This window comes from Sphingomonas sp. HF-S4, assembly GCF_032911445.1.
GTDB classification, from domain to species: domain Bacteria; phylum Pseudomonadota; class Alphaproteobacteria; order Sphingomonadales; family Sphingomonadaceae; genus Sphingomonas; species Sphingomonas agrestis.
Genome location: NZ_JAWJEJ010000002.1, coordinates 821,359 through 834,979, shown reverse-complemented (window position 1 = coordinate 834,979; position 13,621 = coordinate 821,359). Strand labels below are relative to the sequence as shown.

10 protein-coding genes and 1 pseudogene are annotated in these 13,621 nt (G+C 66.6%); 2 read left to right on the top strand and 9 right to left on the bottom strand.

The genetic code is table 11. The features are described 5' to 3' along the window. From RZN05_RS19955 to RZN05_RS19945, 3 genes and pseudogenes are all read right to left on the bottom strand, one after another. Positions 1-633, bottom strand: a pseudogene (locus RZN05_RS19955) (glutathione S-transferase). Then, entirely contained in the window at positions 596-1,546 is a 951-nt protein-coding gene (trhO, locus tag RZN05_RS19950) for an oxygen-dependent tRNA uridine(34) hydroxylase TrhO (protein WP_317228430.1), read from the bottom strand. Before trhO ends, RZN05_RS19955 begins: the two are co-directional and overlap by 38 nt. 31 nt (positions 1,547-1,577) lie before the next feature. Next, complete coding sequence (locus RZN05_RS19945) at positions 1,578-2,912, bottom strand: glycosyltransferase (RefSeq protein ID WP_317228429.1); 1,335 nt, start codon at positions 2,910-2,912, stop codon at positions 1,578-1,580. 103 nt (positions 2,913-3,015) lie between these two features. Between RZN05_RS19945 and RZN05_RS19940 the strand changes: the two genes are divergently transcribed. Then, positions 3,016-4,050: a glycosyltransferase family 2 protein gene (locus RZN05_RS19940; protein WP_317228428.1), complete on the top strand. Its 1,035-nt coding sequence runs from the start codon at positions 3,016-3,018 to the stop codon at positions 4,048-4,050. Positions 4,051-4,060: 10 nt separating this feature from the next. Here the strand turns inward: RZN05_RS19940 and RZN05_RS19935 are convergent, their stop codons facing one another. From RZN05_RS19935 to hisG, 6 genes are all read right to left on the bottom strand, one after another. Beyond that, on the bottom strand, positions 4,061-6,457 hold the full coding sequence (locus RZN05_RS19935) for a TonB-dependent receptor (protein ID WP_317228427.1): 2,397 nt from the start codon (positions 6,455-6,457) through the stop codon (positions 4,061-4,063). A 311-nt stretch (positions 6,458-6,768) separates the two neighbouring features. Continuing rightward, positions 6,769-8,949 carry a sodium-translocating pyrophosphatase gene (locus RZN05_RS19930; protein ID WP_317228426.1) on the bottom strand — a complete coding sequence of 727 codons (2,181 nt, stop codon included), beginning with the start codon at positions 8,947-8,949 and terminating at the stop codon, positions 6,769-6,771. 101 nt (positions 8,950-9,050) lie between these two features. Next, entirely contained in the window at positions 9,051-9,899 is an 849-nt protein-coding gene (gene thiL / locus RZN05_RS19925) for a thiamine-phosphate kinase (RefSeq protein ID WP_317228425.1), read from the bottom strand. Between the two features lie 136 nt (positions 9,900-10,035). Next, positions 10,036-10,497 carry a transcription antitermination factor NusB gene (nusB, locus tag RZN05_RS19920; RefSeq protein WP_317228424.1) on the bottom strand — a complete coding sequence of 154 codons (462 nt, stop codon included), beginning with the start codon at positions 10,495-10,497 and terminating at the stop codon, positions 10,036-10,038. A gap of 55 nt (positions 10,498-10,552) precedes the next feature. Beyond that, on the bottom strand, positions 10,553-11,842 hold the full coding sequence (gene hisD / locus RZN05_RS19915; protein ID WP_317228423.1) for a histidinol dehydrogenase: 1,290 nt from the start codon (positions 11,840-11,842) through the stop codon (positions 10,553-10,555). After that, the gene (gene hisG, locus RZN05_RS19910) at positions 11,839-12,489 is read right to left on the bottom strand and encodes an ATP phosphoribosyltransferase (protein ID WP_317228422.1); all 651 of its coding nucleotides are present in this window, start codon (positions 12,487-12,489) and stop codon (positions 11,839-11,841) included. The genes hisD and hisG overlap by 4 nt, the downstream gene beginning before the upstream one ends. Positions 12,490-12,538: 49 nt before the next feature. Between hisG and RZN05_RS19905 the strand changes: the two genes are divergently transcribed. Beyond that, complete coding sequence (locus RZN05_RS19905) at positions 12,539-13,621, top strand: DUF2332 domain-containing protein (RefSeq protein WP_317228421.1); 1,083 nt, start codon at positions 12,539-12,541, stop codon at positions 13,619-13,621.

Below are 13,621 nucleotides of genomic sequence, written 5' to 3'. Positions count from 1 at the left end.
CTAGTCCCCGCCCAACACCTCTCGCCGCACCATGATCTCGGTGAACAACGGCGCGGCAAGCTGCTCCGCCAGCCAGCGCTGCACGCTGGGCAAAGGCTGGGCATCGAACCAGCCGCCATCAACCGCGGCGAACTGGCGGACGAACGGGAATAAAGCCGCATCGGCCAGCCCATAAAGATCGCCACACAACCACTTGGACGCCACCAACCGTGCCTCGAGCGCTCCCAGCAAACTCAACGCCTCCGCGCGGTGCACAACCGCGTCAGACCCGTGCCGCTCGGGATACTTATAGCGATCGAGATGGTGCTAGAACGGCCCGTCATTGGCCGCGATCAGCGCGGTGTCGTCGCCCGCGAGCCAATCCTCGGGATCGTTCCGCCCGAGCGCCCAGCGCATGATGTCGAGGCTCTCGTCGATCACGCGTTCGTCCGGCAACACCAGCACCGGCACGGTGCCCTTGGGCGACGCTGCGAACATCGCCGCGGGCTTGTCGCGGAGCTGGACCTCGCGGACCGCATGCGCCGTGCCGCTCACTGCCAGCGCCAGCCGCGCCCGCATCGCATAGGGGCAGCGGCGGAAGCTGTAGAGGATCGGCTCAGTCAGCCTCGCGCTCCCCGAAGGTCGCGCCGACATGGGCCTCGCCGCGCGCCGCCGCCAGCGCCGCTTGGCGGTGCCGCTCGGCATAACGGATGCGCTGGTCGTCGGTCCGCTCGGCATGGCAGGCCGGGCAGGAAACCCCTTCGACGAACTCGGGCGCGGCGCGATCGGCTTCGCTGACCGGCATCCGGCACGCGCGGCACAGCCCGTGGCTGCCGAGTTCGAGGCCGTGCTTCACCGACACGCGCTCGTCGAACACGAAGCATTCGCCCTGCCACCGGCTGTCCTCGGCGGCCACCTGCTCGAGATAGGCGAGGATACCGCCCTTGAGGTGATAGACCTGCTCGAAGCCCTCGGCCTTGAGCAAGGCCGTCGATTTCTCGCAGCGGATGCCGCCGGTGCAGAACATCGCGATCTTGGGTTTCTGGCCCTCGCCTTCCCATTCGTGGCGATGCGCGCGTACCCATTCGGGGAAGTCGCTGAAGCTCCGCGTCTGGGGATCGATCGCACCCGCGAAGCTGCCGATCGCGACCTCGTAATCGTTGCGCGTGTCGATCACGATCGTGTCGGGCGCGTCGATCAGTGCATTCCAGTCCTGCGGCGCCACATACGCGCCGGCGTCAGTCGGATCGAGATCGGCCACGCCCAGCGTCACGATCTCGCGCTTGAGGCGCACCTTCATCCGGTGGAACGGCATTGTCGCCGCGCGCGAAAACTTGACGTCGAGATCGGCGCAGCCCGGCAAGGTGCGGATATGCGCGAGCACCGCGGCGATCGCGTCGTCGCTTCCGGCGATCGTCCCGTTGATGCCCTCGGGCGCGAGCAGCAGCGTGCCCTTAACCCCTTGCGCGCAGCACAACGCGGCGAGCGGGACCTTGATCGCCGGGCAATCCTCGAACCGCGTGAACTGGTAGAGCGCGGCGACTTGAACTGGTAGCTTCTCGGACACCGCGCGCTCGTAGCAGAGCCGCGGCGCCGCGTCATGCCGCCATGCGCAGCTGCTCCTTGGAGAGCAGGGCCAGCAGCGAGATGCGGTTGAAGAACCACATCTTCTCAAGCCGCAGTGCACTGTATTTCTGGATGGTGTTGGCGAAGGTGTAGGGCGTGTACCAGGCGTTGTGATCGGGGTGGACCACCTCGACGAAGGTCTCGCTGTCGCCGAGATAGTCGAAATGGCGCGCCCGGCATTGGAAGGCATCGGGCACCGAGATCAGGAAAGCGCCGGCGTCGATCGCCTGCAACTCGGCGAGGAAGTCCGAGACATTGGCGACATGCTCCATCACTTCGGGGACGAGCACCAGGTCATAGCTGTCGGTGGCCTCGCTCAGGCTGGAGAATAGCCGGCCCTTCACGTGCGGGGCGAGCTGGTCGAGCGCCTCGGTATGCGGATCGACGCCGTCGAGCTGTGCGCAGACTGGCTCGAGCCCAAGGTGGAGCGAGGTGTTGATATCGGTGATCGGCCAGTCGGCGCAGCCGACATGGAGCACGCGCTTGCCCGCGCAGAAATTGCGCAACACCGATCCGCGACCGAGCCCGACCAGTTCGCTGCTCACCTGGACGCGCTGGACGAAATAGGGCGCGTTGCCCGCCTCGACCGGCGACACGCCCGGCGTCGGAGCGGACGACGGTGCCGGCGCGACGATGCGCGGCTTGGGCGGCGTCAGTTCGGCCTGCGCAGTCACGTCGAGTGCGTGGATCTCGTCATAGGCGCGCCGGGTCGAGCCCCAGAGCTGGTCGGCATAGACCGGGTCGTTGCCGTCATATTCGAGGCCGGTGAAATGCCGCGGGATGAAATAATGGCTCGGATAGACGCGCAGCTTCGAATAGCCGTACTTCCGGTAGCTGTCGGTCAGCCGCTGCGGGCCGACGGTCTTCCACGCCTTGGCATGGGTGACGCTGGGCTCGTCGTGGATGTCGCGGATGATCTGCTCGACGAACGGATTGCCCGCCTCGCAGCCGAAATAGCCCGCGGCAATAAGCCCAGGGCGCGCGATCTCGCTTTCCCAGCAGGCGAAGGCCTCGCAATCGAGCAAATGATCGTCGAGCGGCCGCCGCGCGATGCTGTCGGCATCGACCACCACGCCGCCCTTGGCGTGGAGGATCTCCCAGCGCATCATGTCGGCGACGCCGTTCAGCTCGACATCGTACATCGCGGCAATGTGCTCGCGGTTGAACCAGTCCTGGCTCGCGAGATCGTCATTGCCCCAGAGCAGGAACTCCCAGTCGGGATTGAGCGCGCGCCACGTATCCATGCAGTTGGTCGGGCATTTGCCTTCGTCGCCCACCCAGATGAAGTGCATCAGCTTCGGGATCATAGCCAGTTCCTTACGGTGCCGGCACGAAGCTAGGGCGCTTTGGTTAACAGTTTGTTTGCCTTGTTCGGGGATGTTTCGGGCACGTCACCAAATCGAGGCCTCGATGCGCAATCCTGAAATCGCCGCCGTGCTGATCGTCCGCGACGAGGCGCGCTGCATCGTCCGCTGCCTCGAAAGCGTTCGCCCGCATGTCGATCGCGTCGTCGTGCTCGACACCGGCTCGACCGACGGCACCCCGCTGCTCGCGGCGAGCGCGGGTGCAGAGGTCCACCACCTTCCCTGGCCGGACGACTTCTCGGCCGCGCGCAACCACGCGCTCGATCTGGCGGACGCCGAGTGGAATCTGATCCTCGACGCCGACGAGTGGATCGCCTCCGGCGGCGAGCGGCTCCGCGCCTGGTGTCGCCAGCCGCGGCTGGGCAAGGTCTGCGTGCATAGCGTGGTCGACGGCGCCGATGGCGATGCCGAGCGCCGCAACTGGCTCACCCGCCTGCTCCCGCGCGGCGTGCGCTACCAGGGCCGCGTCCACGAGCAACCGGTGTCGCCGCTGCCGCGCGGCCGAATCGAGCTTCATGTCGGGCATGACGGCTATCGGCCCGAGCAGCTCGACCGCAAGCGCGACCGCAACGCGCCTTTGCTGCTCGCCGAACTCGCCGAGCGGCCGGGCGACCCGTACATCCTCTATCAGCTCGGCAAGGATGCCGAGATGCGCGGCAAGCTCGAGACCGCGTGCGTTCGCCATGCGGCCGCACTCCACGCCACGCCACACGACGCCAATTGGCGCCATTCGCTCGTCGTCCACCAGCTCCACTGCCTGAGCAAGACCGGGCAGGCCGACGCCGCACTCGCGCTCGCCGATGCCGAGATGGTCCGCTATCCCGACTCGCCCGACCTGTTCTTCGTGCTCGGCAATCTGCTGCTCGACCGCGCAATGGCAGATCCGGCGCAGGCGCTCGACCAATGGCTCCCGCTGGCGATCGGATCGTGGGAACGGTGCCTGGAGATCGGCGAGCGGCCTGACCTCGAAGGCAGCATGCAGGGCTGCGGCAGCCGCCTCGCACGCCACAATCTCGATACTGCGCGCACCCAGCTGCGGCTGCTGGGCATGCAACAGGAAATCGACCGGCTGGTCGCCTGAGCTACGCCGTTCAGAACGCCTTGCGGACGGTCAAGCCGATCGTTCGGGGCTGGTTCGTCGCGAAGCCGAGACGCGCGCGGCCGCCGCGCTCGCGATCGAAGGAGAGCAGTGCGTTCTCGTCGAGCAGATTGTTGACATAGACCGACACCCCCAGGCCACGGGCGAAATCCACGCCCGCGCTCAGGCTCACCAGCTGATAGGCCGGCAGTTCCAGGTCGACGACGGTCGAGGCGCCGGCGGGCGCACCGCCGAACGGCAGATTGTGGACGAAGCGCCGCGGATTATTCTCCTGGTCGCCGGGCTGGGTGAATCGGCTGCCGACGTGCTGGAACGAAGCCGAAAGATAGGCATCGCTCCCCTCGCCGACCGGGAAGCTGTAGCTGGCGCTCGCCGACATCTGGAACTTGGGCACCGAGGGCAGGCGATTGCCGTCGCGGATACCCTCGATCACGGCGCCAGCGGGCAGCGCGATCGTGGCGTCGAACTGCGCCTCGACATAGCTTCCCGAAACCGACAGATCGAGGCCGCTGACCGGCGTGGCTTCGAGTTCGAGTTCGATGCCCTTGGTGTGCGCCTTGGGCACGTTGAACACGACGCGCGACGAGCACGAGCCGGCATCGGCGGTGACCTGCAGGTTGCGGATGTCGGTGTAGAACAGCGCCGCGCTTGCACGGAATCGCCCGGTGATCGCCTTGAACCCGCCTTCATAGTTCCACAGCGACTCGTCGTCGTAGCGCGGGCGATTGCCGAACACGCTCGCGTCGCTGGGCCCGCAGAGTGGCAAGTTGAGCGGATCGTTCACGCCGCCCAGCCGAAAACCCTTAGATACCTGCGCATTGAAGGTCACCGCATCGCTTGCCTCGAAGCTCAGGAGCGCGCGCGGCGAGAACCCGTCCGATTGGGTCTTGTCGGTATTGTCGTCGAGGTTGGTGAACAGCCCGCCCGAGGTGAAGGTCCGCTTCTCGTTGAACGCATAATATCGGCCGCCCACCGTGGCGGTGAACCGATCGGTCAGATCGTAGCTCATCTCGCCGAACGCCGCCATTTGCTGGAGGCTGTAGGGGATATTGGCATTATACGGCGAATCGGCGCCAAAGCCATTCCGCACGGCGACGGACGTGCCCGCCCCCAGCGTGGCGTCGGTCGCCGCATCATAGCCCGGGGTCGGCAGCCGCTGAGTATAATCACGATCGGTATTCGAATAGAACAGCCCGACCAGCCATTGGAACGGGCTGGCGGTGTCGTTCGACGCGAACCGCAGTTCCTGCGTGAACTGATTGAGCTTGGTCCGATCGACCAGGTTCGACGGCAGCAGCACCCCGCCGACCGCCGGGAACCCCAGATCGACCGAAACGCTGCCCGTGAGCGCGCTGGCATCGCGGCTGACCAGGATCCTGCGGTCGGTGTAGCTGGTCACCGAGGTCACATCGACGGGCCCGCGCGAAAGCTGGATCGTCAGGTCGCCCAGCAGGATCTCGTCTTTGAAGCCTTCGCGCAGCAGCAGATATTGCTCGCGCTCGCCCAGCGTGACCTGCGGCCGCGTGGTGGTGTAGGGATTGGCATAGAGGTTGTAGACCTCCTGGCGGTTGAAGCCGTTGGTCGTGATCTTCTGATAGACGAAGCGCGGGGTGATCGATAGCTGCTCGGTGGGCTGGAGCAGCATCGACAGCCGGCCGCCATAGCGTTCGCCGTCGTTGACGTCCTCGTCAATGCCGCCGCCCTCGCGCCGCGCGTCGATGAAGCCGGCATAACGCGTGTAATAGCCGACGGCGCGAACCGCGGCCTTTTCCGAAAGCGGCAGGTTGATCGCACCCTTCAGATGCCCGCCAAGGTCATCTTCACCGACCACATTGATGTTGGCCTCGACCTTGCCCTCGACCCGGTCGGTTCTCGGCTGGTTGGTGATGTAGCGCAGCGTGCCCCCAACCGATCCCGATCCGAACAAGGTGCCCTGGGGTCCGCGCAGCGTCTCGACGCGGTTGAGATCGTAGAGGTCGAGATCTGGCGTAAACAGCGAGAGCGAGACGACCGATTCGTCGAGATAGACGCCGACCTGCTCCTTCACGCCCGGCTGATCGCGCGCGACCTGACCGGCGGAAACGCCGCGAACCGAAACCTGGCTCTGCCCGGGTCCGAGATTCTGGATCGCCAGCCCCGCAACGTTGCGCGACAGTTCCTCGACCGTGCCGGCATTGGCGCGCAGGATGTCCTCCTCGGTCTGGGCATTGATCGAGAAGGGGACGTCCTGGATCGAGGTCGCGCGCTTGGTCGCGGTGACGACGATCTCGTCCTTGTCCTGCGCTTCCGGTGCCTGCTGGGCGTGAGCGACCGACGCCGACGAGGCCAGCGCGACGATCGCCGTGCCGCAGACAAGATATGGTCTCAGCGATTTGCGAATTCGGATCATGTTTCCTCCCCTCAGCCTCGCCGGTGCCGATAGTTGGCGATACGGTATCCCTGCCTTGTTCATCTACCCGCCAGGCACCGTAGACGCGCAAGTAACGATCCTTGTCGTATCTATAATTTTACAACGGCTATCACGCTCTTTGTAATAGGAAGTATCACATGGTAATTACCTTGACCAATAGATCATTATCAACCTGACGCTATTCGCTGCACTTTCCTTCCGACACACGAACTTCGCGCCTCGCCCAAAAGAAAAGCCCCGCCCGGATTGCGCCGGGCGGGGCTCCAATTATTCTGGATCTGGCCGCAGACTCACCCCACGACATGCCCTCCCGCCAGCGCCGCGAGCAGCAGCAGCGCGACGATGTTGGTGATCTTGATCATCGGGTTGACCGCCGGACCCGCAGTATCCTTGTACGGATCGCCGACGGTGTCGCCGGTCACCGCGGCCTTGTGCGCCTCGGATCCCTTGCCGCCGTAATTGCCGTCCTCGATATACTTCTTGGCATTGTCCCATGCCCCGCCGCCCGAGGTCATCGAGATCGCGACGAACAGGCCGGAGACGATCACGCCGAGCAGCATCGCGCCCAGTGCCGCGAAGCCCTCATGTTGCCCCGCGACTGCAGTGATCAGGAAATAGACCGCGATCGGGCTGAGCACCGGCAGCAGCGACGGGACGATCATCTCCTTGATCGCCGCGCGCGTGACGATGTCGACCGTGCGGCCGTAATTGGGCCGGCTGGTCCCTTCCATGATCCCCGGATTGTCGCGGAACTGGTCGCGCACGTCCTGCACCACCGATCCCGCCGCGCGGCCGACTGCGGTCATGCCGAACGCGCCGAACAGATAGGGCAGCAGCGCGCCGAGCAGCAGCCCGACAATGACGTACGGATTGCTCAGCGAGAAATCGACGTCGACGTTGGGGAAGAACTCGTGGAGGTCGGTGGTATACGCGCCGAACAGCACGAGCGCCGCCAGTGCCGCCGAGCCGATGGCGTAGCCCTTGGTCACTGCCTTGGTGGTGTTGCCCACCGCGTCGAGCGCGTCGGTCTTGTGTCGCACTTCGTCCTCAAGCCCCGCCATCTCGGCGATGCCGCCGGCATTGTCGGTCACCGGACCATAGGCGTCGAGTGCCACGACCATGCCCGCGAGCGCGAGCAGCGACGTCGCTGCGAACGCCACGCCGATCACCCCGGCGATCTGGTACGCCGCGATCACCGCGACCACGATCACCAGCGTCGGCAGCGCCGTCGATTCGAGGCTGATCGCCAGGCCCTGAATCACGTTGGTGCCGTGGCCGGTCACCGATGCCTTGGCGATCGACCGGACCGGGCGATACTGCGTGCCGGTGTAATATTCGGTGATCCAGACGAGCAGCCCGGTAACCGCGAGGCCGATCATCATGCAATAGACGAGGTCCCAGCCGGTGAAGCTGGGGCCGGTGGCAGTGCCGATATTGGCCTGGTCGGCCGTGCCGGTCGAGCTTTCGAGGAACGCCGCTGGATCACCCATCCCGCCGATCAGCGTGTCGAGTCCGCCCAGCGTATAGTGCGTTACGCCGATGATCGCCGGGATCGACAGGATCACCGTGACCCAGAAGCCCTTGTACAGCGCGCCCATGATCGACTGGCTCTTTCCCAGCCGGACGAAATAGGTGCCGATGATCGAGGTGATGATGCAAACACCGCCGATGATCAGCGGCAGCGACATCAGCGCCAGCAGCGTTTCCGGGGCGAGACCGCGCATCAGCAGCGCGATCGTCACCATGGTGATGCCGATCGTCACGACATAGGTTTCGAACAGATCGGCAGCCATGCCCGCGCAGTCGCCGACATTGTCGCCGACATTGTCGGCGATCACTGCCGGGTTGCGGGGATCGTCCTCGGGGATTCCGGCCTCGACCTTGCCCACCAGATCGGCGCCGACATCGGCAGCCTTGGTGAAGATGCCGCCGCCCAGCCGCGCGAAGATCGAGATCAGCGAGGCGCCGAAGGCGAGCCCGGTCAGCGTCTCGATCACCGGCCGCGCATTGGGCGCCAGCCCCGCGCCTTCGACCAGATAGGCGAAGATGCCCGCGATCGAGAGCAGCCCGAGCCCCGCCACCAGCATGCCCGTGATCGCGCCCGAACGGAACGCGAGGGTAAGGCCCGCCTGAAGCGAATGCCGCGCCGCTTCCGCGGTGCGGACATTGGCGCGCACCGAGATGTTCATCCCGATGAACCCGGCAAGCCCCGACAGGACCGCGCCGATCACGAAGCCGAGCGTGGGCAGCGCGCCCAACGTAAAGAACAGCACGATCCCGACGACCACGCCGACAACGGCGATCGCCAGATACTGCCGCGCAAGATAGGCCTTGGCCCCCTCCTGGATCGCGGCGGCGATGTCCTGCATCTTCGCATTGCCGGGCGAGGCCCGCAGCACTTGCTGACTCGTCAGAAAGCCATAGGCCACCGCCAGCAAACCGCAGGCGATGGCGAGATAAACAATCGTCATCAGGCGAAGTCCTTCCCCTAGAACTGGATCCCGCGCCGGTCTTGTGCCGGTCATTGCGGAAGCGGGAAGGTATCGGTCACCCCCGGCGGGCGCAACCCGCCTCAGCGGTGCTCGTATCCGAGCCGTTCGGGCGGGGATTTGCCGTCGAGCAGCAGGGGGTGCGAAGCCTTGTCCAGCATCGTGCCGATACGCGTCGCGGGCACTGGTAGCGCCACGCCCTCGGGCGCGGCGAACAGCAATTCATAATCGTCGCCCCAGCTTGCCGCGGCCAGCCGATCGGTCGTGCCGGCAGCGAACGGAATCGCATCCAGGGTCAGCGCGGCGGTGCAACCGCTCGCCTGGGCCATCCGCCGCGCATCGAGCAACAGCCCGTCGGACACATCCATCATCGCAGAAACATGCGGCCCCAGCGCCAGCCCCTCGGCCAGCCGTGGCTTCGGACGGAGATAGGCGACGCCATCCCCAGCCTCGAACCCCAGCAGCGCCGCACCGATCGTGCCGGTGACGTAGAGCGCATCCCCTGCCCTCGCGCCGGTTCGCGCCGGCACCGGGCGCGTGGTCGCGCGCCCGATCGCGGTGCAGCCGAAGGTTGCCGGGCCGGTATGTGAGATGGTGTCGCCGCCGAGCAGCTTGACGCCATAGGCCTCGAGCACGTCGCGCAGCCCCTCGACAAAGCGCGCGGCGCCTTCGACCAGCGTCGCCCCGATCAGCACCCCGATCGGCTCGGCGGCCTTGGCGGCGAGATCGGAGAGGTTCACCGCGACCAGTTTCCAGGCGATGTCGGCGGGATCGGTGCCGGCGCGGTAATGCACGCTCTCCGCGATCGCGTCATGGGTGACGACCAGCGCTTCGCCGGCGATCTCGATGACGGCCGCGTCGTCGCGCAGATCCTGCGCGCCGGGATGCAGCGGCAGCGACCGGAGTGCGGCGATGAAATCGGCTTCGCGCATCAATTCCTCCCCGGAACGGGGAGGTGGCAGCGCGTAGCGCTGACGGAGGGGGCTCTCCCCGCGAGACGTCCTTTGCGGCACGCCCCCTCCACCATGCTGCGCATGGTCCCCCTCCCCGTTCCGGGGAGGAGTTGATTCAACCCCGCACGTCCTTCGCCACGGCGTCGAGGATGCCGTTGACGAACCCCTTCTCGCGGCGGTCGTAGAACGCGTCCGTCACGTCGAGATATTCGCTGATCACCGCGCCCACCGGTACGTCGTTCCGCGCCATCAGCTCGTACGTCCCGGCGCGGAGGATCTGGCGCATCGGCTTGTCCAATCGGTCGAGCGACCAGTCCGCGGCGAGCTTGCCCGCGATCGTCCGGTCGATCTCCTCGCGGCGCGCATCGACGCCCTTCACGATATCGTCGAAGAAGGTCACGTCGGCGTCGGCATATTCGACATCCTCGATCGTCGCGCCGAGCCGGTGCTGGTGGAACTCGGTCAGCAGGACGGGGAGCTTCGTTCCCTCCATCTCCTGCTGGTAGAGCGCCTGCACGGCGGCGAGCCTCGCGGCGGCGCGGGCCTTGGATCGGGTCTTGGCTTTGGGGCTGGGCATAATTCTCTTCACTACACCGTTCGTGCCGCGCTTGTCGAAGCGCAGACAAACGGGTTCAGGGTTTCAAACGGATCGCGACGGACTTCGCGTGCGCGGGCAAGCCTTCTGCATTGGCGAGCGCAACTGCGGCGGGCCCGATAGCAGCAAGCCCGGCTTCGTCCAAGGCCAGGAAGCTGGTCCGCTTCATGAAATCGAGCACCGACAGCCCCGAGGCGAAGCGCGCGCGCCGCCCGGTCGGCAGCACATGGTTCGGGCCGGCGACATAATCGCCCACCGCTTCGGGGGTATGCCGCCCGAGGAACACCGATCCGGCATGGCGGACCATGTCGAACAGGTCATCCGCATCGTCGCAGGCGAGCTCGAGATGCTCGGGCGCCAGCCGATCGCACAGCGGGATCGCGTCGACCAGGCTCGGCACGAGGATGATCGCGCCATTGGCGTCCCAGCTCGCCCGTGCGGTCGCCGCGGTCGACAGCGTCTCGATCTGTGCATCGACTGCCGCGGCGACACGATCGGCAAAGGCCGCATCGTCGGTGAAGAGAATCGACTGGCTGGTCGGATCATGCTCGGCCTGGCTGAGCAGGTCGGCGGCGATCCAGTCGGGATCGTTCCTGCCGTCGGCGACGACCACGATCTCGCTGGGACCCGCGACCATGTCGATCCCGACGACGCCGTAGAGCTGGCGCTTGGCCTCGGCGACCCATGCATTGCCGGGGCCGGTGACGACATCGACCGGCGCGATCCGATCGGTGCCATAGGCAAGCGCGGCCACCGCCTGCGCCCCGCCGACGCGCCACAATTCATCGACCCCGGCGATATGCGCCGCGGCAAGGACCAGCGGATTGACCTCGCCGTTCGGCGTCGGCGTGACCATCACCAGCCGGCGCACCCCAGCCGCCTTGGCCGGGATCGCGTTCATCAGCACCGAGCTGGGATACGCCGCGCGCCCGCCGGGGACATAGACGCCCGCCGAATCGACTGCCCGCCAGCGCGCGCCGAGCCGGACGCCGGCGCTGTCGACCTCGTCGCGATCCTCGGGCTTCTGCTTGGCGTGATAGACTGCGATCCGCTCGGCGGCGAGCTCGAGCGCGTCGCGTAGCTCGGAGGTGAGCCCCTCCCACGCCGCGAGGCAATCGGCGCGATCGATCTTCCAGCCGCTCTGGTCGAGATCATGCTTGTCGAACAGTCGGGTCAGGTCCCTGAGCGCGGCATCGCCTTCGTCGCGCACGCGCTTGATGATGTGCGTGACGTTGCGCGCGACATCCTCGTCCGCCTCGCGACGCGCGTTGACCAGCGCGGTAAACTTGGCGGGGAAATCCGATGAGGAGGCATCGAGGCGGATCATGCCACTGCCTTCCGGAAACCGTCGACCAGCGGCACGACTTCGCTTGCGCGCATCTTGAACGCCGCGCGGTTGACGACGAGCCGTGACGTCACCTGCGCGATCACTTCGACTTCGACCAGACCGTTCTCCTTGAGCGTCTTGCCCGAGGAGACGAGGTCGACGATCCGCGGCGCGAGCCCGAGCACCGGCGCCAGCTCCATCGCACCGTTCAGCTTGACGCATTCGGCCTGTACTCCGCGCGCCTCGAAATGCGCGCGGGTGATGTGCGGGTATTTGGTCGCGATGCGGACATGGCTCCAGCCGCGAGGATCGTCCTTGGCGGCCAGGTCCGCAGGCTCCGCGACCGAGATGCGGCAATGACCGATCCCCAGATCGACAGGCGCGTACAGCTCCGAATAATCGAACTCCGCCAGCACGTCCGACCCGACGATGCCGAGCTGCGCCGCCCCATGTGCGACGAAGGTGGCGACGTCGAAGGCGCGCACGCGGATCAGGTCGATCGCAGCGTTGTTGGTCCTGAAGCGCAACGCCCGGCTATTGGGGTCCGAAAAGGCGGGCTCGGGAACGATGCCGACCGCGGCGAGCAGCGGCAGCGCCTCGTCGAGGATCCGGCCCTTGGGCACGGCGAGGATGAGCGGTTCTTGCATGAGTGCCGGGGCTTTACTTGTGGGGGGCCGGGCGCGCAACAAGCGTGGCATGGCCGACGAACAGACCAACCGCGACAGCTTCCGCATTCAGGCGGGATATTGCGCCGCAATGGCGGCGCCGATCACCACGCGCGTCTCGACTGTGCTCGGCCACAGCCTCACCCGCGACAGCGCGACCGGGCGCCGCGTGCTCGACTGGCCGGGCGAGCCGGTCGCCGATGCGCTGGTGCTGCGCCTGATCGGCGGGCTCCACGCGCTGTATCGCCACGGGGTGCCTGAGATCGCCCCGGTGTTCAGCGGCGCTGTGACCGACGAAACCGAGGTCGCCGCGATCCTCCACGACGTCTTCGTCAAACACGATGCCGACCTCCTCCCCTGGCTCGACGGCCCGCCCCAGACCAACGAGGCCGGTCGTTCGGCCGGGCTGATGACCGGCATCCTCCACCTCGCTGCACGCTACGGCCCGAAATTCGAATTGCTCGAGATCGGATCGAGCGCCGGGCTCAACCTGCTGATCGGCCGCTATCGCTTCGATCTGGGCGGTTTGCGGTTCGGCCCGGCAGACTCGCCGGTCCAGATCAAGCCCGACTGGCGCGGGCCGCAGCCACCGGATGCTCCGGTCGAGATCGTCTCCGCACGCGGCGTCGACATCCAGCCGCTCGATCTTTCGGGGGAACGCGATGCCGAACGGCTCCAGGCCTATTGCTGGGTCGAGAATGTCGAGCGCCAGGCGCGGCTGGAAAAGACGATCGCGCTAGTCCGCGCCGAGGGCGTCGACCTGGCCCAGGGAGACGCCGCCGACTGGGTCGAGGCGCGTCTCGCCGAGCCCCAGCCCGAGGGGGTGACGCGGGTGCTGATGCACTCGGTCGTCTGGCAATATCTCCCCGACGCCACCCAGCAGCGGATCGCCGACGCGATGCTCGCCGCAGGCGAGCGCGCGACGCCCGAGCGCCCGCTCGGCTGGGTGATGATGGAGCCCAATCGCGACCTGCACCGCCACGAGGTCCGCGTCCGCGGTTGGCCGGGCGATACGCCGATGCAGCTCGTCGCGCTCACCCATGCCCATGGGGCCTGGGTGGAGGCGCTGGCGCCACCCTACGAAACCCGCCCCTATGTCATGCGAGCCTATTAG